Annotated in this window: 18 protein-coding genes; 14 read left to right on the top strand and 4 right to left on the bottom strand. The window is 58.2% G+C overall.

Annotated features, from left to right (window positions below; genetic code table 11):
• The first annotated feature begins 1 nt into the window (after position 1).
• Genes QMN93_RS01875 through QMN93_RS01890 form a run of 4 tightly spaced genes read left to right on the top strand, consistent with a single transcriptional unit; the run spans position 2 to position 4,965 of the window.
• The gene (locus QMN93_RS01875) at positions 2-1,516 is read left to right on the top strand and encodes an ABC transporter substrate-binding protein (RefSeq protein ID WP_029739693.1); all 1,515 of its coding nucleotides are present in this window, start codon (positions 2-4) and stop codon (positions 1,514-1,516) included.
• A gap of 18 nt (positions 1,517-1,534) precedes the next feature.
• Positions 1,535-2,476, top strand: coding sequence for an ABC transporter permease (locus QMN93_RS01880; RefSeq protein WP_023310491.1), 942 nt, complete (start codon positions 1,535-1,537; stop codon positions 2,474-2,476).
• A gap of 2 nt (positions 2,477-2,478) precedes the next feature.
• Positions 2,479-3,354, top strand: coding sequence for an ABC transporter permease (locus QMN93_RS01885; RefSeq protein ID WP_029739694.1), 876 nt, complete (start codon positions 2,479-2,481; stop codon positions 3,352-3,354).
• Between the two features lie 9 nt (positions 3,355-3,363).
• Positions 3,364-4,965 (top strand): gamma-glutamyltransferase family protein, encoded by a 1,602-nt coding sequence (locus QMN93_RS01890; protein WP_182383947.1) that lies wholly within the window; start codon positions 3,364-3,366, stop codon positions 4,963-4,965.
• A 51-nt stretch (positions 4,966-5,016) separates the two neighbouring features.
• On the opposite strand, the gene QMN93_RS01895 is transcribed toward QMN93_RS01890, so the two are convergent.
• Together QMN93_RS01895 and fadE are read right to left on the bottom strand one after the other, a co-directional pair.
• On the bottom strand, positions 5,017-5,787 hold the full coding sequence (locus tag QMN93_RS01895) for an amidohydrolase (protein WP_039263863.1): 771 nt from the start codon (positions 5,785-5,787) through the stop codon (positions 5,017-5,019).
• 108 nt (positions 5,788-5,895) lie between these two features.
• Entirely contained in the window at positions 5,896-8,340 is a 2,445-nt protein-coding gene (gene fadE / locus QMN93_RS01900; protein ID WP_182383069.1) for an acyl-CoA dehydrogenase FadE, read from the bottom strand.
• Positions 8,341-8,579: 239 nt separating this feature from the next.
• Between fadE and lpcA the strand changes: the two genes are divergently transcribed.
• Positions 8,580-9,158 (top strand): D-sedoheptulose 7-phosphate isomerase, encoded by a 579-nt coding sequence (gene lpcA, locus QMN93_RS01905; protein ID WP_010427884.1) that lies wholly within the window; start codon positions 8,580-8,582, stop codon positions 9,156-9,158.
• A 46-nt stretch (positions 9,159-9,204) separates the two neighbouring features.
• A complete protein-coding gene (locus QMN93_RS01910; protein ID WP_023310496.1) occupies positions 9,205-9,972 on the top strand; it encodes a class II glutamine amidotransferase in 768 nt (255 codons plus the stop codon).
• Here QMN93_RS01910 and dpaA read toward each other — a convergent pair.
• Positions 9,943-10,683: a peptidoglycan meso-diaminopimelic acid protein amidase gene (dpaA, locus tag QMN93_RS01915; RefSeq protein ID WP_033144698.1), complete on the bottom strand. Its 741-nt coding sequence runs from the start codon at positions 10,681-10,683 to the stop codon at positions 9,943-9,945. The two genes, QMN93_RS01910 and dpaA, sit on opposite strands and share 30 nt — an antisense overlap.
• 298 nt (positions 10,684-10,981) lie before the next feature.
• Between dpaA and QMN93_RS01920 the strand changes: the two genes are divergently transcribed.
• From QMN93_RS01920 to dinB, 8 genes are all read left to right on the top strand, one after another.
• Complete coding sequence (locus tag QMN93_RS01920) at positions 10,982-12,325, top strand: Na(+)-translocating NADH-quinone reductase subunit A (RefSeq protein WP_193138859.1); 1,344 nt, start codon at positions 10,982-10,984, stop codon at positions 12,323-12,325.
• A gap of 3 nt (positions 12,326-12,328) precedes the next feature.
• Positions 12,329-13,564, top strand: a complete 1,236-nt coding sequence (locus QMN93_RS01925) for an NADH:ubiquinone reductase (Na(+)-transporting) subunit B (protein WP_029739701.1) — start codon at positions 12,329-12,331, stop codon at positions 13,562-13,564.
• The gene (locus tag QMN93_RS01930) at positions 13,557-14,351 is read left to right on the top strand and encodes a Na(+)-translocating NADH-quinone reductase subunit C (RefSeq protein ID WP_048976533.1); all 795 of its coding nucleotides are present in this window, start codon (positions 13,557-13,559) and stop codon (positions 14,349-14,351) included. The genes QMN93_RS01925 and QMN93_RS01930 overlap by 8 nt, the downstream gene beginning before the upstream one ends.
• Entirely contained in the window at positions 14,344-14,982 is a 639-nt protein-coding gene (locus QMN93_RS01935) for an NADH:ubiquinone reductase (Na(+)-transporting) subunit D (protein ID WP_014882676.1), read from the top strand. The genes QMN93_RS01930 and QMN93_RS01935 overlap by 8 nt, the downstream gene beginning before the upstream one ends.
• Before the next feature lie 6 nt (positions 14,983-14,988).
• Complete coding sequence (gene nqrE / locus QMN93_RS01940; protein WP_008500255.1) at positions 14,989-15,585, top strand: NADH:ubiquinone reductase (Na(+)-transporting) subunit E; 597 nt, start codon at positions 14,989-14,991, stop codon at positions 15,583-15,585.
• A gap of 10 nt (positions 15,586-15,595) precedes the next feature.
• Positions 15,596-16,819, top strand: a complete 1,224-nt coding sequence (gene nqrF / locus QMN93_RS01945; RefSeq protein WP_193138860.1) for an NADH:ubiquinone reductase (Na(+)-transporting) subunit F — start codon at positions 15,596-15,598, stop codon at positions 16,817-16,819.
• Positions 16,819-17,022 carry a (Na+)-NQR maturation NqrM gene (nqrM, locus tag QMN93_RS01950; RefSeq protein WP_023615899.1) on the top strand — a complete coding sequence of 68 codons (204 nt, stop codon included), beginning with the start codon at positions 16,819-16,821 and terminating at the stop codon, positions 17,020-17,022. The genes nqrF and nqrM overlap by 1 nt, the downstream gene beginning before the upstream one ends.
• Positions 17,023-17,131: 109 nt before the next feature.
• Positions 17,132-18,190, top strand: coding sequence for a DNA polymerase IV (gene dinB, locus QMN93_RS01955; protein WP_064673479.1), 1,059 nt, complete (start codon positions 17,132-17,134; stop codon positions 18,188-18,190).
• 77 nt (positions 18,191-18,267) lie between these two features.
• Here dinB and pepD read toward each other — a convergent pair whose 3' ends face one another.
• The gene (gene pepD, locus QMN93_RS01960) at positions 18,268-19,725 is read right to left on the bottom strand and encodes a cytosol nonspecific dipeptidase (protein WP_064673478.1); all 1,458 of its coding nucleotides are present in this window, start codon (positions 19,723-19,725) and stop codon (positions 18,268-18,270) included.
• Between the last annotated feature and the right edge of the window lie 69 nt (positions 19,726-19,794).

The raw sequence follows: 19,794 nt of genomic DNA on the forward strand, positions 1-19,794 counted from the left end.
AATGACAATGCGTAATTCTCTTTTGACCGTACTGGGAAGTGTTATGTTGCTTGGCGCGGCGCTGCCCGCCCATTCTGAAAGCGTGCTGCGAATCGGCCTGGGCGCTGACCCGGACATGCTCGACCCGCATCTGGCGCGCACCTACTATGGCCGCTTCGTCTTTGCCTCCCTGTGCGACAGGCTGGTGGACGTGGATGAAAATCTGAAGGTCGTCCCCGGCCTGGCTAAAGACTGGGCGTGGAGCGAGGACGGTAAAACCCTGACGCTTAATCTGCGCGAAGGCGTCACCTTCCACGACGGTGAGAAATTCGATGCCGCCGCGGCAAAATACAACCTCGACCGCGCCCTGACCCTGAAAGGATCCCTGCGTAAGAGCGAGATCTCCTCCGTTGAATCGGTCGAGGTCACCGGCCCGATGCAGATTGCGCTGCACCTGAAGACCCCCGATGCCGCGCTGCTGATGCAGCTCACCGACCGCGCCGGGGCAATGATGGCCCCGGAGGCGGCGAAAAAGCCGGACTTTGCCGCCCACCCGGTCTGCTCCGGCCCGTATAAATTCGACAGCCGCGTGTCCCAGGACCGCATCGTTCTGACCCGCTTCGACAACTACTGGAACAAAGACGCTTACCACTTCGACAAAATTATCTATCTGCCGATCCCGGATGCCTCCGTGCGACTCGCGAACCTCCGCGCGGGCGATCTCGACCTGACCGAAGGCATCGCCGCCAGCGACGTTAAAACCGTTGAAGCCGACAGCAAGCTGGCGCTGGCGAAGGTAACCGGTCTCGGCTATCAGGGCATTACCTTCAACATCAACAACGGCAAGGTACCGGCCAACGATCCCTTCAAGGACGCCCGCGTGCGCGAGGCGTTTTCTCAGGCCATCGACCGCGATGCGTTAAACCAGGTAGTCTTCGAAGGGCTTTACACCCCGGCAAACCAGGCGTTTTCCCCGGTCAGCCCGTATCACGTTAACCTGCCGGTTCCGCCGCGTGACGTCGACAAAGCCAAAGCGCTGCTGAAGGCGGCAGGCGTCACCGCGCCGCTGACCGTCAACCTGCTGGTGCCGAACAACCCAACCTCTCAGCAGGTGGGCCAGGTGCTGCAGGCGATGGTCGCCGAGGCCGGATTTAACCTGAACCTGCAGATGACCGAATTCGCCACGCTGCTCGACCGCCAGCAGAGCGGCGACTATCAGCTGAGCTTCTCCGGCTGGTCGGGACGCCCGGATCCGGACGGCAGCATCTACGGCTTTATCAACAGCAAAGGCACCCTTAACGACGGCCGCTACAGCAACGCGCAGGTCGATGAGTGGCTGACCCAGGCGCGCCAGAGCACCGACCAGGCCGCACGCCAGCCGCTGTACGACAAGGTGGTGAAGCAGCTGCAAACCGACATGCCGATTGCCTACCTCTACTTCGAGCCGCGCATTTTCGGTCTGAACAAAAGCGTGCAGGGCTTTAAGCCGTACCCGGACGGCATCGTGCGTCTGGCGGGTTTGACGCTGGCGAAATAAAGGTCCCGAGGAGAACCCATGCTGGAACTGATTTGCAAACGTCTGCTGCTGGCTATACCAACCCTGCTGCTGGTGAGCATGATGGTCTTCGGGCTGCAAAAGCTGCTGCCCGGCGACCCGCTGATCGCCATGGCCGGGGAGGAGCGCGACCCGGCGGTCATCGCCCAGCTGCGCGCGGAACTGAACCTCGATGCGCCAATCCCCGTGCAGTATTTCCACTGGCTGACGCGCGCGCTGCAGGGCGATCTGGGCGTCTCCTTACGCACGCACGAACCGGTGACGCAGCTGATCGCGAGCAAGCTGCCGGTCACGCTGGAGCTGTCTCTGCTGGCGATGATTATCGCGCTGGTGTTTGGCATCAGCATGGGGATCCTCGCGGCGGTGAACAAAAACAGCTGGGTCGATCACGGGGCGAACTTCGTGGCGATCTCGGGGATCTCGATCCCGCACTTCTGGCTGGGGATCCTGCTGATTCTGGTCTTTTCGGTGAACCTGCAGTGGCTGCCCGCGTCCGGCTACGTGCCGTTCAGTGAAGATCCGCTCCAGAACCTGCGCACGCTGCTGCTGCCCGCGTCCGTGCTCGGAACGGGCCTTGCGGCGACGCTGATGCGCCATACCCGCGCCTCGATGATTGCGGTTCTGAAGGCGGATTACATCCGCACCGCGCGCGCTAAGGGGCTGCTGCCAAAGGCGGTGATCCTGAAGCACGCGTTTCGCAACGCGCTGGTGCCGGTCATCACCCTCACCACGCTGCTGTTTGGCGAGCTGCTGGGCGGCGCGGTGCTGACCGAGCAGGTCTTCACCATTCCAGGCTTCGGCAAGATGATCGTCGACTCGGTATTTAACCGTGACTACGCGGTGGTGCAGGGCGTGGTGCTGATCGTGGCGATCGGCTTCCTGATGCTCAACCTGCTGGCCGACGTGCTCTACGTCCTTATCAACCCGAAAATGCGAGGTTAACCATGGCGGAACTGACGACGCAAACCGTTACGCCCGCGCTGCCGCGCGCGCAGAACCGGGTGCTGAAGAAATTCCTTGCCAACAAAAGTGCGGTGATTGGCGCGGTGGTGGTGGGATTCTTTGTGCTGGTGGCGCTGCTGGCGCCGTGGATTGCCCCGTTCGACCCGGTCAAAGCCAACTTCCTGGCGGTGCGCAAAGCGCCGTCGGCGATGTACTGGTTCGGCACCGACGAGCTGGGGCGCGACATTTTATCCCGCATTATCTGGGGTGCGCGCACCTCGCTGATGGCAGGCTGTATGTCGGTCGTTATCGCGGTGGTCATCGGCGTGCCGCTGGGGCTGGTGGCGGGTTACTTCCAGAAGATGTGGGACGGCGTGATCTCGCGGTTTATCGAGGCGCTGCTGGCCTGTCCGTTCCTGATCATGGCGATCGCGCTGGGGGCGTTTTTGGGCCCGAGCCTGACGAACGCCATGATCGCCATCGGTCTTTCGGCGATGCCGATCTTCGCCCGCCTGACGCGCGGCCAGGTGATCGCCATTCGCAACGAAGAGTATATCGACGGCGCGCGGGCGATTGGCCTGCCGGATCGCTGGATCATCATTAAATACGTCCTGCCGAACGTGATGTCGCCGATCCTGGTGCAGGCCACGCTGGCGATTGCCTCGGCAATTATCGCCGAAGCCAGCCTGTCGTTTTTAGGGCTGGGGCAGCAGCCGCCCAATCCGTCCTGGGGCTCCATGCTCAACACCGCGAAAGGGTTTCTTGAGCAGGCGCCGTGGATGTCCGTCTTCCCCGGCGTGGCGATTTTTCTCGCCGTGCAGGGCTTTAATTTACTCGGTGACGGGCTGCGCGATGCGCTCGATCCGCGCCACGACTAAGGAGTCATGATGACCAAAGCGCTTGATTTTACGTCCGGTTACGCTTCACGACGCCCGCCAATGATGGGCCATAACGCCGTTGCCACGTCGCAACCGCTGGCGGCGCAGGCTGGAATGAAAATGCTGCAGCTGGGCGGCAACGCCGTTGATGCGGCGATTGCCACCGCGATGGCGCTGACGGTGGTTGAGCCGACCGGCAACGGGATCGGCAGCGACGCCTTTGCCATCGTCTGGGACGGTGAAAAGCTGCACGGTCTGAACGCCTCGGGCCGCTCGCCTGCGAGCTGGCATGCGGATCTGTTTGCCGGTAAAACGGCGGTGCCGGAAATTGGCTGGGACGCGGTGACCGTGCCGGGAGCGGTATCCGGCTGGGTCGCGCTGGCGGAACGCTTCGGCACGCTGCCGCTGACCACCCTGGCGCAGCCAGCCATTGACTACGCGCGCAACGGTTTCCCTGTCTCCCCGCTGATCGGCCATCTCTGGCAGCGCGGCTATAGCAAGCTGAAAGATCAGCCGGGCTTCAGCGCCTGCTTCGCGCCGGAAGGCCGCGCCCCGCGCGTGGGGGAAATCTTCCGTAACCCGGCGCAGGCGAACTCGCTGGAGCTGATTGCCCGCACCAACGGTGAAGCCTTTTACCGCGGCGAGCTGGCGCAGAAAATTGCCGCTTTCGCCAAAGAACACGGCGCGCACCTGACGGCTGAAGATCTGGCAAACCACCGCGTGGACTGGGTAGAGCTGCTGTCGCGCGACTTCGCGGGCGGTTCGGTGCAGGAATTGCCGCCAAACGGCCAGGGGATCGCCACGCTGATTGCGCTCGGCATTCTGGAGCAGTGCGGCATTGAGAAGCATCACCCGGATTCCGTGCAGTCCCTGCACCTGTCCATTGAGGCGATGAAGCTGGCGCTGGCGGATCTCGACCGCTACGTGGCGGATGAAGACCATATGGCGTTCGCGGCGAAAGAGCTGCTGAGCGACCCTTATCTAAAGTCGCGCGCGGCGCTTATCAATCACGAGCACGCCTCTGATTTCGTTTACGGTTCCCCGACGCAGAGCGGCACGGTCTACATCAGCACCGCCGACGCCAGCGGGATGATGGTTTCGTTTATTCAGTCCAACTACATGGGCTTCGGTTCAGGCATTGTGGTGCCGGATACGGGGATCAGCCTGCAAAACCGGGGTTGCGGGTTTGTGCTGGATCCCAATCACCCGAACGCGCTGGCGGGCAGCAAGCGACCGTTCCACACCATCATTCCGGGCTTTGCGATGGACGGCAGCGGCCAGCCGCTGATGTCTTTCGGCGTGATGGGTGGCCCGATGCAGGCGCAGGGGCACATGCAGATGGCATTGCGCATTATGCTGCACGGGCAAAACCCACAGGCGGCAATCGATGCCCCGCGCTGGCGCGTGGTGCAGGGCAGGGAGGTGATCGTTGAATCGACCTTCGATCGCAATACTATCGCCGCGCTGCGCGAGCGGGGTCATCAGATCGTGGTGGAAGATCCGCTTCAGGATTACAACTTCGGCGGGGCGCAGGTGATTTATCGCCTGCCGGAAGGGCACTACGTGGCCGCGACGGAAAGCCGTAAAGACGGGCAGGCGCTGGTGAGTTAATGTTTTATCCTCCCTCTCCCGTTGGGAGAGGGGCGGGGTGAGGGGAAAATTTCAGCCAATGCTAAACGGATCCGCATCCTGCCAGGCCGGAAACTTCTCGCGATACTCCTGCAGCGCCGTCAGCGACAGCTCCGCATCAATGCGCGTCGCCTGATGCGGCTCGGCGGTGGCAATGATCTCGCCCTGCGGATTCACCACCCGGCTGTCGCCGCGGTAGTGATGCCCGTTGCCGTCGGTTCCCACGCGGTTACAGCCCACCACGTACGCCTGGTTCTCAATCGCGCGCGCTACCAGCAGCGACTGCCAGTGGAGGGAGCGCGGTGCAGGCCAGTTGGCAACATACAGCGCCAGGTCGTAATCGTTGCGGTTGCGCGACCACACCGGGAAGCGCAGGTCGTAGCAGACCAGCGGCAAAATACGCCAGCCGCGCCACTCGAACACCACGCGCTCGTGACCCGCTTCATAGTGATGATGCTCATCCGCCATGCGGAACAGGTGGCGTTTATCGTAAAAATGCACTTTCCCTTCCGGCTCCACCAGCAGGAAGCGGTTCACCGGCCCGCGATCCGTTTGCAGGGCGGCGCTCCCGGCGATCAGCGCGTTGGTCTGCTGCGCTTTGGCATGCATCCAGGCCACCACCTCATCCTGCGGCATTGACTGTTGTGCCGCTTCCATGGCGAAGCCGGTGGTGAACATTTCCGGCAGGACAATCACATCACGCCCGGTAATCTCTTCCAGTTGACGATCAAAGTGGCGCAGGTTGGCGGGGCCATCCATCCACACTAAAGGTTGCTGCAAAATAGAAATCTTCAAACCAGGCACGATACAGACTCCTCAAAAGACCGCTTTTTGACACTGTAGCACGTCATTACGAGAAAATGTGGCAATAAAAAACCCCGCGCGAGGCGGGGTTTGTATAAGCGAAACGCGTTACGCCGCTTCAGGCTTGCGGTGCTTCTCCGGGAGCTTTACCGGCTGCGTCGCCAGCTCATCGGGTTCGAAATCATCCACGTTAATGCTGCGCAGACGGCTCTCTTCGGCTTTCACCAGCAGCGCGGCTTCATCTTTATTGATAATGCCGCCGGCCAGCGCCTGTTTTGCCAGTTCGTCCAGACGGGTAAACGGCAGGTTTTTGCCCAGCTGTTTACAGATCTTCTGGTGAATCGGATCGGCAGCCATCACGTCCAGCAGCGCCTCTTCCAGCAGACCCACCGGGTTATGCGGCGTCGGCGTCAGATACTGACCACGACCGATACGGGAGCGGGTTGCGCTCGGTACCTGCAGGATCTTCGCCACCTTGTGGTCCAGCTTGTCGGACGGCGCAAGGTGGTGACGTCCGGTCGGGAAGATCACCGCGCGCAGAGCGCCCGCCACGAAGCGGTTCGGGAAGTTCGCCAGCAGGTCGTCAATCGCCTGTTCAGCCTGATACATCGCATCCTGAACGCCCCAGTGCACCAGCGGCAGATCCGCTTCCTGACGGCCTTCGTCGTCGTAACGCTTCAGGACCGCAGAGGCCAGGAAGATCTGGCTCAGCACATCTCCCAGACGGGCAGAGATACGCTCGCGACGCTTCAGGCTTCCGCCCAGCACCGCCATGGAGACGTCAGACAGCAGAGCCAGGTTGGCGCTCAGACGGTTCAGATGCTGATAGTAACGTTTGGTCGCATCGCCGGTCGGCGTCGCGCTGGTAAGACCGCGCGTCAGGCCCAGCCAGAAGCTGCGTACCTTGTTGCTGCCCACGTGACCGATATGTTTGAACAGCAGCTTATCGAAGGCATCCACGTCGTTGTTCTGCGCGGCAGCCATCTCTTCCAGCACGTACGGATGGCAGCGAATTGCGCCCTGACCAAAGATCATCATGCTGCGGGTCAGGATGTTTGCCCCTTCCACGGTGATGGCAATCGGTGCGCCCTGGTAGCCGCGCGCCAGGAAGTTGCCTTCGCCGAGCATAATGCCTTTACCGCCTGCGATATCCATCGCGTCAATGATCGACTGCTGCGCGCGGTGGGTACAGTGGTACTTCACAATCGCGGACAGCACGGCCGGTTTTTCGCCCAGCATAATGCCGTAGGTAATCAGAGAAGCCGCGGCATCCATTACGTAGGCGTTGCCCGCGATACGCGCCAGCGGCTCTTCGATACCTTCCATCTTGCCGATGGAGATTTTGAACTGACGGCGGATGTGGGCGTACGCGCCAATCCCCATCGCGACCGACTTCAGACCGCCGGTTGAGTTCGACGGCAGGGTAATGCCGCGGCCCACGGACAGACATTCCACCAGCATGCGCCAGCCCTGACCGGCCATTTTCGGGCCACCGATGATGTAGTCAATCGGCACAAAGATGTCCTGACCGCGGGTTGGACCGTTCTGGAACGGCACGTTCAGCGGGAAGTGACGGCGACCAATTTCAACGCCTGGAGTAGAGGTTGGGATCAGCGCACAGGTAATGCCCAGATCTTCTTCACCGCCCAGCAGTTTTTCCGGGTCAGAGAGCTTAAAGGCCAGACCCAGCACGGTGGCGATTGGCGCCAGGGTGATATAACGCTTGTTCCAGGTCAGGCGCATGCCCAGCACCTGCTCGCCCTGCCACTCGCCCATGCAGACCACGCCGGTATCCGGGATCGCGCCTGCATCGGAGCCCGCTTCCGGGCTGGTCAGCGCGAAGCAAGGGATTTCCTGACCGCGTGCCAGACGCGGCAGGTAGTGATCTTTCTGCTCTTCCGTACCGTAATGCTGCAGCAGTTCGCCCGGGCCTAAGGAGTTAGGCACGCCAACGGTAATCGCCAGGATCCCGGAGACGCCAGCCAGCTTTTGCAGGACGCGAGCCTGAGCGTAAGCGGAGAATTCCAGGCCGCCATACTCTTTCTTGATGATCATCGCGAAGAAGCGATGTTCTTTCAGATACGCCCACAGCTCTGGCGGCAGGTCGGCCATTTCATGGGTGATGGCAAAGTCATTGGCCATGCGGCACGCTTCTTCCACCGGGCCGTCAATAAAGGCCTGCTCTTCTGAGGTCAGGCGCGGCTGCGGATAGTTGTGCAGCTTTTTCCAGTCCGGGTTGCCCTGGAACAGATCGCCTTCCCACCAGGTGGTGCCCGCATCAATCGCTTCTTTCTCGGTGCGCGACATGGGCGGCATCACTTTGCGAAAGCCCTTGAACACCGGCGCAGAGATCATTGATTTACGCATCGGCGCCAGGTTAAACGGCAGAAGAATGATGGCAAGAGGGACTAAAAGCCAGATATTCCAGAGGCCTGCGACGCCAAGCGCAGCCGTCCAGGCCAGAAGAATCAGGCTGCTCAGGAATAAACTTACGCGGTGATAGAACAACACACCGAGCAGTACAACGGTTGCGAGAATGCTCAAAATCATCATAAAGAAAAGCTCCCTTGCTTGTAGGAGGTCTGACCACTTGTGATGATATGGTTGTAGTTGATGTAAATTCCTTTAGCAATGTGTTTACAAAATAATTACAACCTGGTTCACATTGTTCGTGTTTTAGCCGGCACAAAAAATCAAAACGCCGGACGATTCGCATGGCTTTAGCTTCTCGCTTTTCCCGCTATCCGGTACACTCCACTGTGTTATTTCATCAATACTGAAGGATTATCCTCATGTACCAGGATCTTATTCGTAACGAACTGAACGAAGCGGCGGAAACGCTGGCGAACTTTCTGAAAGATGATGCCAATATTCACGCTATTCAGCGCGCAGCGGTCCTGCTGGCCGACAGCTTCAAAGCCGGTGGCAAAGTGCTTTCCTGCGGTAACGGCGGCTCCCACTGTGACGCTATGCACTTCGCAGAAGAGCTGACCGGACGCTATCGCGAAAACCGCCCGGGCTACCCGGCGATTGCGATTTCAGACGTGAGCCACATCTCCTGCGTAGGCAACGACTTCGGTTACGACCACATCTTCTCCCGCTACGTTGAAGCGGTAGGCCGTGAAGGCGACGTGCTGCTGGGGATCTCTACCTCTGGTAACTCCGGTAACGTGATCAAAGCGATCGCCGCCGCGCGTGAAAAAGGGATGAAAGTCATCACCCTGACCGGTAAAGATGGCGGTAAGATGGACGGTACGGCGGATGTCGAAATTCGCGTTCCGCACTTCGGTTATGCTGACCGTATTCAGGAAATTCACATCAAAGTGATCCACATCCTGATCCAGCTGATCGAAAAAGAGATGGTTAAGTAAGACTTCGCTGGGGGCACTCTTGCCCCCGCTGTTGTGGAGGTGACGTATGTGCGAACTGCTCGGGATGAGCGCCAATGTGCCAACCGATATCTGCTTTAGTTTCACCGGGCTGGTTCAGCGCGGTGGAGGAACCGGGCCGCATAAAGACGGCTGGGGCATCACCTTCTACGAAGGCAAAGGATGTCGCACGTTCAAAGATCCACAGCCCAGCTTTAACTCACCGATTGCCAAACTGGTTCAGGACTACCCGATCAAGTCCCGCTCGGTAATCGCCCACATCCGTCAGGCCAACCGTGGCGAAGTGGCGCTGGAAAATACCCATCCGTTTACCCGTGAACTGTGGGGCCGTAACTGGACCTATGCGCACAACGGGCAGCTCACGGGCTATAAGTCACTGGAGACGGGCAATTTCCGCCCGGTCGGGGAGACGGACAGCGAAAAAGCCTTCTGCTGGCTGCTGCACAAGCTGACGGAGCGCTATCCCCGCACGCCCGGCAACATGACTGCCGTGTTCAAATACATCGCGACGCTGGCATCTGAACTGCGTGAAAAAGGCGTGTTCAACATGCTGCTCTCTGATGGCCGCTATGTGATGGCGTTCTGCTCGACGAATCTGTTCTGGATCACCCGCCGTGCGCCGTTTGGCGTTGCGACGCTGCTCGATCAGGATGTGGAGATAGACTTTCAGAAGGAGACCACACCGAACGATGTGGTCACTGTTATCGCAACGCAGCCGCTGACGGGCAACGAAACCTGGCAAAAGATTATGCCAGGCGAGTGGGTGCTATTTTGTCTCGGGGACCGTGTAATTTGACGCCAGCTGTGGATGGACGACTTCGTGGCTCAGCGGTTTGCTGACCACGTAACGGCCATCGACGATAGAGACCACTGGCGGCTTGTGGGTCTGCTCAAAGTAGTCGTAACCCGGCTTCAGCTGTTTCCAGAAATCCGCGTAGTATGAGTACTTGTGACGCGTCATGTTGGCGTCCGTCATGCGGAACGGATAGATGCTGACCTGTACGTTAGGCTGCCCAAAGACCAGCGCGCCCGTCACGAACTGGAAAATCTCATCAATGCCGGAGTCGGTCATCGCATAACAGCCGATAGACACGCAGGCACCGTGGATCATCAGATATTTACCTTCATAACCGTGTGCACGGTCATAGGCATTCGGGAAGCCGATGTTAATGGCTTTATAGAAGCGGCTGTCAGGCTTGAGCTGGCTGCGCTGAACGTTGTAGAACCCTTCCGGACTTTTGAAGTCGCCCTGACGCTGTTTTGGCCCCAGTCCGCCGGAGTAGTTACAAATTTTGTAACTATCAAGCAGCTGATATGTCTCGCCCATTTTGACAAACAGATCGAGAGTGCGCTCTTCCTTGAAGATCTGAATATAAACCGGCGATCCCATTAACTGCTGTTTATATTCCTTGCTGACCGGCGTCGTTGAGCTATTACTGCTGAGCAGTCCGGCAAACGACATGCACGGCATCAGAAGCATCGCAATGAACAATGCGATTTTACGCATACTACTAGTTCCTTGATAAAACCATGACCAACTTGCCAGGACGGCAAAAGAGACCCGAAATCAGATTATTCTGTTAGGAGCGCTCACATTAGCACCGCTATAGATTTTCGCAAGAGCCGGGCGGTGAGTTTACAAATTAGTTTTACTTTATAAACCATCAAAATTGCGATGGCTCCAGGAACTTTGCGCATTAGCTCGCAATTTGGCGCGCGTGACGGCGGATTCCCTGCCCGCGTGAAGGGGAAAATGTTACACTTTGCGCCCACTGGATTGTTGTTCATGGAAACCTGCTAACCACATGTTTAAAATTAAAAAAGGACTTGATCTGCCGATTGCAGGCGTGCCAGCGCAGCACGTTTCGACAGGCGCAAGTGTCCGTCATGTCGCCATTTTGGGCGAAGACTACCTGGGTATGCGTCCTTCAATGCTGGTACAGGAGGGCGATCGCGTTATCAAAGGACAGGCGCTCTTTGAGGACAAAAAAAATCCCGGCGTGATGTTCACGGCCCCCGCGAGCGGCACCGTTGTGGCCATCAACCGTGGCGAACGGCGCGTTCTGCAGTCGGTGGTTATCCGCATTGAGGGCGATGAAAAGCGTGAATTTGCCCATTACGATATAGCAGAACTCGCGTCGCTGAACCGCGACGCCGTTCAGGATCAGCTCCTGGCATCCGGTTTATGGACCGCGCTTCGTACGCGCCCCTTCAGCAAATCCCCTGTTCCGGGCACGGAACCGGCCGCGATTTTCGTCACGGCCATCGACACCAACCCGCTCAGCGTGGACCCGGAACCGGTTATCCTGGCGCAGCGAAAAGCTTTTGATGCAGGACTCACTATTCTAACCCGCCTCACGCCCGGAAAAGTGCACGTTTGCCAGGCCGGCGGCGGCAAGCCTGGCGGGCATCCGCTGGGGCAGGTCACGTTTAATGAATTTTCTGGCCCGCATCCGGCGGGGCTGGTCGGGACGCACATCCATTTCCTTGAGCCAGTCAGCCTGACGAAACAGGTCTGGCACCTTAACTATCAGGACGTCATCGCCATCGGTAAGCTCTTTACTACGGGTGAGCTCTGCGCTGAACGGATAATCGCCATCGGCGGACCGCAGGCTGCAAATCCGCGCCTGGTGAAGACGCTGCTGGGTGCTGACATCAACGAACTGCTGGTGGGGGAAACGAAAGAGGGCGAAAACCGCCTGATTTCCGGCTCGGTCCTCAGCGGCCGCCATGCGGCCAATGCGCACGCGTACCTGGGACGCTTCCATTTGCAGGTCAGCATTGTGCAGGAAGGGAGTGAGAAAGAGCTATTTGGCTGGGTTCTGCCAGGCGCGGAAAAATACTCCGTCACCCGAACCACGCTGGGCCACTTCCTGCGTAATAAGCTGTTTAGCTTCTCAACCAGCACGCACGGCGGCGAGCGCGCCATGGTCCCGATTGGCAACTACGAGCGCGTCATGCCGCTGGATATTCTGCCCACCGTGCTGCTGCGCGATCTGCTTGCTGGCGATACCGACGGCGCGCAGGCGCTGGGCTGTCTGGAGCTTGACGAGGAAGATCTGGCGCTCTGTACCTATGTCTGTCCGGGCAAATATGAATATGGACCGGTATTGCGCGAGGTGTTAACCCGCATTGAGCAGGAAGGATAACCGATGGGCTTAAAACACCTCTTTGAAAAAATTGAGCCGCACTTTACCGAAGGGAAGCTCAAAAAGTACTACCCGCTGTATGAAGCAACGACGACCATTTTCTACACGCCGGGGCTGGTGACGAAAGGGGCGGCGCACGTTCGCGATGCCATCGACCTGAAACGCATGATGATCCTGGTGTGGTTTGCGGTCTTCCCGGCGATGTTCTGGGGAATGTACAACGTCGGCCTGCAGACCATTCCGGCGCTGCACCACATGTACGATGCACAGCAGCTGGCGCAGGTGATCCAGTCCGACTGGCACTACCGTCTGGCCCAGTCGTTAGGGGTAAGCTTCGCTGCAGACGCGGGCTGGCTGAGCATGATGACGCTGGGTGCCGTGTTCTTCCTGCCGATTTACATCACGGTATTTGTCGTGGGCGGCTTCTGGGAAGTGCTGTTTGCCATCATCCGTAAACATGAGATCAACGAAGGCTTCTTCGTGACCTCTATTCTGTTTGCCCTGATTGTTCCCCCGACGCTACCGCTCTGGCAGGCGGCGCTTGGCATCAGCTTCGGCGTGGTGATTGCCAAAGAGATCTTCGGCGGCACCGGGCGGAACTTCCTCAACCCGGCGCTGGCGGGACGCGCGTTTCTGTTCTTTGCTTATCCGGCGCAAATCTCGGGCGACCTCGTGTGGACTGCGGCAGACGGTTTTTCCGGCGCGACGCCGCTTTCACAGTGGGCGGCACACGGCGGCGAAACGCTGGTTAACAACGCGACGGGTCAGCCAGTCACCTGGTTTGATGCCTTTATTGGCAACATTCCGGGCTCCATCGGAGAAGTCTCTACGCTGATGATTTTGCTTGGCGGCGCGATCATTCTTTTTGGTCGCGTGGCCTCCTGGCGGATCGTTGCGGGCGTGATGATCGGCATGGTGCTGACCGCCACCCTGTTCAACGTTATCGGTTCGACCACCAATCCGATGTTCTCCATGCCGTGGTACTGGCATCTGGTGCTGGGTGGCTTCGCGTTCGGCATGATGTTCATGGCGACGGACCCCGTCTCTGCATCGTTTACAGACAAAGGTAAATGGAGCTATGGCGTGCTCATTGGCGCGATGTGCGTTCTGATCCGCGTGGTCAACCCGGCGTATCCGGAAGGGATGATGTTGGCCATTCTGTTTGCCAACCTGTTTGCGCCGCTCTTCGATTACCTGGTGGTGCGGGCCAATATCAAGCGGAGGAAGGCGCGTGGCTGAGGTTAAAAATAACGACAGCATCAGCAAAACGCTGCTGGTGGTGCTGGTGCTCTGTCTGGTCTGTTCTATTGTCGTGGCCGGCTCTGCCGTGGGGTTAAAACCCCTGCAGCAGGAGCAACGTGCGCTGGATAAACAGCGCAACATCCTGGCCGTCGCCGGGCTGATGCAGGAAGGAATGAGCGCGGACGAGGTTTCGGCCGTCTTTGCTGAACGTATTTCGGCGCGTCTGGTGGATTTAAAAACGGGTGAACTGCTGGATAAAGACCCGGCAAAATTCAACCAGGCGCTGGCGCTTAAAGATCCGCAGATGAGCCTGACGCTGGAGGCATCGCAAGATCCCGCCGGGATTAAGCGTCGCAGCAACCTGGCCGAAATCTATCTGGTTCGCGATCCCCAAAAACGCATTCAGGAAGTGGTACTGCCTGTTTACGGTAACGGTCTGTGGTCAATGATGTACGCGTTTGTGGCCCTTGATACCGATGGGCGCACGGTCAAAGGCATTACGTATTACGACCAGGGTGAAACGCCGGGGCTGGGTGGCGAAGTTGAAAACCCTAACTGGCGGGCACAGTTTGTCGGCAAAAAAGTGCTCGACGATAACGGCCTGCCTGCGCTGAAGGTGATGAAAGGGGCGGCACGTCCCGGTGACGACTACGCCGTTGACGGGCTTTCCGGCGCTACGCTCACCTCAAAAGGCGTGCAGCACAGTTTTGATTTCTGGATGGGCGAGCTGGGCTTTGGTCCTTTCCTGAAAAACGTACGTGAAGGAGCGCTGAACAATGGCTGATACCGGTGAACTGAAAGAAGTTAAAAAGGTGCTCATTGGCCCACTGTTAGCCAATAACCCGATCACGCTCCAGGTGCTGGGTGTCTGTTCTGCTCTGGCGGTGACGACCAAGCTGGAAACGGCAGTCGTGATGACGCTGGCGGTCACGCTGGTCACGGCGTTCTCCAGCATGTTTATCTCGATGATCCGCCACCATATCCCCAACAGCGTGAGGATCATCGTACAGATGGCGATCATCGCCTCGCTGGTGATCGTGGTCGATCAGCTGCTGCGCGCCTTTGCCTATGAAACCTCCAAACAGCTCTCGGTGTTTGTCGGGCTGATTATCACCAACTGTATCGTCATGGGGCGTGCGGAAGCCTACGCCATGAAAATGCCGCCGCTGGCGAGCTTTATGGACGGCATCGGCAACGGCCTGGGCTACGGCGTGATCCTGCTGACCGTGGGGTTCCTGCGCGAGCTGATTGGCAGCGGCAAGCTGTTTGGCATCACGGTGCTGGACACGGTGCAGAACGGCGGCTGGTATCTGCCAAACGGCCTGTTCCTGCTGGCCCCTAGCGCATTTTTCATTATCGGTTTGTTGATCTGGCTGATTCGTACGCTGAAGCCAGAACAGCAGGAAAAGGAGTAACCGACGATGGCTCATTACCTGAGTTTGTTTGTGCGGGCGGTGTTTGTTGAAAACATGGCGCTCGCGTTTTTCCTCGGCATGTGTACGTTCCTTGCGGTTTCCAAAAAAGTGTCGACGGCATTTGGTCTCGGTATCGCGGTTACCGTGGTGCTCGGCCTATCTGTACCGATCAACAATCTGGTGTACAACTTTGTGCTGCGGGACGGCGCGCTGGTGGAAGGGGTTGATCTCAGCTTCCTGAACTTCATCACCTTTATCGGGGTGATCGCGGCGCTGGTGCAAATCCTCGAGATGATCCTCGATAAGTATTTCCCGTCGCTCTACAACGCGCTGGGGATCTTCCTGCCGCTGATCGCGGTGAACTGCGCCATCTTTGGTGGCGTCTCGTTTATGGTGCAGCGTGATTACAACTTCAGCGAATCCGTGGTGTACGGTTTTGGTTCCGGCATCGGCTGGATGCTGGCGATTGTCACCATGGCGGGGATCCGCGAGAAAATGAAATATGCCAACGTGCCTGCGGGTCTGCGTGGCCTGGGGATCACCTTTATCACCACCGGGCTGATGGCGCTGGGCTTTATGTCCTTCTCCGGTGTGCAGCTATAAGGGCAAACAGATGGAAATTATCCTTGGCGTGGTGATGTTCACGCTGATTGTACTGGTGCTGTCAGGGCTTATTCTGGCGGCGCGCGCGAAGCTGGTGAATTCCGGCGACGTGGTCATTGATATTAACGACGAGCCGCAGAATCAGATCCGCACGCCGGCGGGAGACAAGCTGCTCAACACGCTCTCCGGTAACGGCATTTTTGTCTCCTCAGCCTGCGGCGGCGGCGGTTCCTGCGGGCAGTGCCGCGTGACGGTAAAAGAGGGCGGTGGCGATATTTTGCCAACCGAGCTGGCGCATATCACAAAGCGTGAGGCAAAAGAGGGCTGTCGTCTGGCCTGCCAGGTCGCGGTGCGTCAGAACATGAAGATTGAGCTGCCGGAAGAGATCTTCGGCGTTAAAAAATGGGAGTGCGAGGTTATCTCTAATGATAACAAAGCCACCTTTATTAAAGAGCTGAAGCTTCGGGTGCCGGAAGGGGAAGATGTTCCGTTCCGCGCCGGGGGATACATTCAGATTGAGTGTCCTGAGCATACCGTGTCCTATGCGGACTTCGACGTGCCGGATGAATACCGCGCCGACTGGGACAAATTCAATCTCTTCCGCTTTGTATCAGAGGTAAAAGAGCCGACGCTGCGCGCCTACTCGATGGCCAACTACCCGGAAGAGAAGGGCATTATCATGCTCAACGTGCGTATCGCCACGCCGCCACCGAATGTGCCGGACGCGCCGCCGGGCGTGATGTCGTCATACATCTGGTCTCTGAAGGCGGGAGATAAGGTGACCATCTCCGGTCCGTTTGGGGAGTTCTTCGCGAAAGATACCGATGCGGAAATGGTCTTTATCGGCGGCGGTGCCGGTATGGCCCCGATGCGCTCGCACATCTTCGACCAGCTCAAACGTCTTAGCAGCAAGCGTAAAATTAGCTTCTGGTACGGGGCACGCTCGCTGCGCGAGATGTTCTATGAAGATGAGTTTGAACAGCTGGCGCGTGAAAACCCGAACTTCACCTTCCATGTGGCGCTTTCCGATCCGCAGCCGGAAGATAACTGGACGGGCTATACGGGGTTCATCCACAACGTGCTGTATGAAAACTACCTCAAACAGCACCCGGCGCCTGAGGACTGCGAGTTCTATATGTGTGGTCCGCCGATGATGAACGCCGCCGTGATTAAGATGCTGAAAGATCTCGGTGTTGAAGATGAGAACATTATGCTCGATGACTTTGGAGGCTGATGATGCTGACGTTTCTGGCAACCTTTGTGGTTTTTGTGCTTGTCATCTTCGGCATGTCGTTAGGCTGGATCGTTAAGCGGAAAAGCATTCAGGGCAGCTGCGGCGGCATTTCCTCTATTGGGATGGAAAAGGTCTGCGACTGCCCGGAACCGTGCGATGCGCGGAAGAAAAGGATGGCCCGCGAGCAGCAGCGCATTATTTAATTTTTTTGTAGGCCGGGTAAGGCAAAGCCGCCACCCGGCGTTCTCACATCTGCTTCTCAATCCTCATTTGTTTACTGTATACTTATCCAGTGATGAGTGAGGGCTTACTATGCGCAAAATAATCCATGTCGATATGGACTGCTTTTTTGCCGCAGTGGAGATGCGTGACAACCCGGCGCTGCGGGACATTCCCATCGCCATTGGCGGCAGCCGCGTTCAGCGTGGTGTCATCAGCACCGCCAACTATCCTGCGCGCAAATTTGGCGTGCGCAGCGCGATGCCGACGGCGATGGCCTTAAAGCTTTGCCCTCATCTCACGCTTCTGCCCGGCCGGTTTGAAGCCTATAAAGAGGCTTCCCTCCATATTCGGGAAATCTTCTCCCGCTATACCTCTCTGATAGAGCCGCTGTCGCTGGACGAAGCCTATCTGGATGTGACCGACAGCGTGCACTGCCACGGCTCCGCCACGCTGATGGCGCAGGAGATCCGCCAGACGATTTTCCACGAGCTGAATCTGACGGCATCGGCGGGCGTCGCGCCCGTTAAATTCCTCGCCAAAATCGCCTCCGATTTAAATAAGCCCAACGGTCAATACGTCATCACGCCTGACGAGGTGCCGGCGTTTTTGAAAACGCTGCCGCTCGGCAAAATCCCCGGCGTGGGAAAAGTCTCCGCCGCAAAGCTGGAAAGCATGGGGCTACGGACCTGCGAAGACGTGCAGCGAAGCGATCTCGCCATGCTGCTCAAGCGCTTTGGAAAGTTTGGCCGCGTGCTGTGGGAGCGCAGCCAGGGAATTGACGATCGCGATGTGAACAGCGAGCGGCTGCGGAAATCCGTCGGCGTTGAGCGCACCCTCATTGAAGATATTCATGACTGGTCTGAATGCGAAACCATTATCACGGAACAGCTTTACCCTGAGCTGGAACGACGCTTAAGCAAGGTGAAGCCGGACCTGCTCATTGCCCGTCAGGGTATCAAATTAAAATTCAACGACTTCCAGCAGACCACGCAGGAACACGTCTGGCCGCGTCTGAATAAAGACGATCTTATCGCGACGGCGAAAAAGGCATGGGAAGAGCGCCGGGGCGGGCGAGGGGTCAGGCTGGTGGGATTACACGTCACGCTGCTGGATCCGCAGTTAGAGCGACAGCTGGTTCTGGGATTGTAAAAAAGCCCGGTGGCGCTACGCTTACCGGGCCTACGTTTTTCACCCTCTCCCTGTGGGAGAGGGCTGGAGTGAGGGTATTACTTAACGGGGATCGCTTTCAGCAGTTCAGTCAGCAGCGTCCAGTAGTGACCGACGCTTTCGATATGAACCTGCTCATCCGGCGAATGCGGACCGGTAATGGTTGGCCCGATGGACACCATATCCATATCCGGATACGGTTTCTTGAACAGGCCACATTCCAGACCGGCGTGGATCACCTGAATGTTCGGCGTGCTGTTGAACAGACGCTGATAGGTTTCACGCACCAGCGCCATCACCGGAGAACTTGCATCCGGCTGCCAGCCCGGGTAGCTGCCTTTTGCAGACGTTTTGGCGCCCGCCAGCGTGCCCAGTGATTCAAGCATGCTCACCACGTACTCTTTACCGCTGTCGATAAGGGAGCGGATCAGGCAGATGATTTCCGCGCTGTCGTCGCTCATGGTCACCACGCCCACGTTCAGCGAGGTTTCCACCACGCCTTTCGCCACGTCAGAGTTGCGGATCACGCCGTTTGGCGTCGCGTTCAGCAGCTGAACGAAGGTGTCACGAGACTGCGCGGTCAGCGCGTCTTTATCCGTAGATACGGATTCCAGCACCACGGTCAGGTTTTTCTCTTTCGCCGACAGTTCGTTTTTCAGGATATCCAGGTATACGGTGGAGAGTTTTTTCAGCTCGTCCGCTTTTGCCGCTGGAACCGCTACGGTGGCGAAGGCTTCACGCGGGATTGCGTTACGCAGGGTACCGCCGTTGAAGTCCACCAGACGCAGATCCAGCTCGGCCGCATGGCCTGCCAGGAAGCGCGCCAGCAGCTTGTTGGCGTTACCCAGACCCAGGTGAATATCACCGCCGGAGTGGCCGCCTTTCAGCCCTTTCAGCGTCAGCTTGAAGGTCTGGAAGCCAGCAGGAATCGCTTCGCGCTTCAGCGGCAGGGTAGAGATGAAATCAATCCCGCCCGCGCAGCCCATGTAGATCTCGCCTTCTTCTTCAGAGTCGGTGTTGATCAGGATGTCCGCCTGCAGCCAGTTCGCCTGCAGACCGAACGCGCCGTCCATGCCCGCTTCTTCGGTCATGGTCAGCAGCACTTCCAGCGGACCGTGCTCAACGCTGTCGTCGGCCAGCACGGCCAGCGCAGAGGCCATACCGATGCCGTTATCCGCGCCCAGCGTGGTGCCGCGTGCTTTCACCCAGTCGCCGTCGATGTACGGTTGAATCGGGTCTTTGGTGAAGTCGTGAACGGTGTCGTTGTTCTTCTGTGGCACCATGTCCAGGTGCGCCTGCAGCACAACCGGTTTGCGGTTTTCCATGCCTGCGGTAGCCGGTTTGCGGATCAGAATGTTGCCAACCTGGTCGCGTTCAGCATGCAGACCTTTTTCCTTCGCCCAGCCCATAATATGTTCGGCAAGCTGTTCTTCGTGGTAGGAAGGGTGTGGAATGGAGCAGATTTTCGCAAAAATATCCCACAGCGGCTGCGGAGATAATTGAGACAGTTCAGACACGATAAGTCTCCTTGTCGAGGCGCTGCAAACAGGGTTGCAGGTCACAGGGTTAGCAGGTTAATAGTTACC

The sequence above is a fragment of the Enterobacter sp. R-1.6.2 genome (assembly GCF_035064085.1).
Lineage (GTDB): Bacteria > Pseudomonadota > Gammaproteobacteria > Enterobacterales > Enterobacteriaceae > Enterobacter > Enterobacter asburiae_B.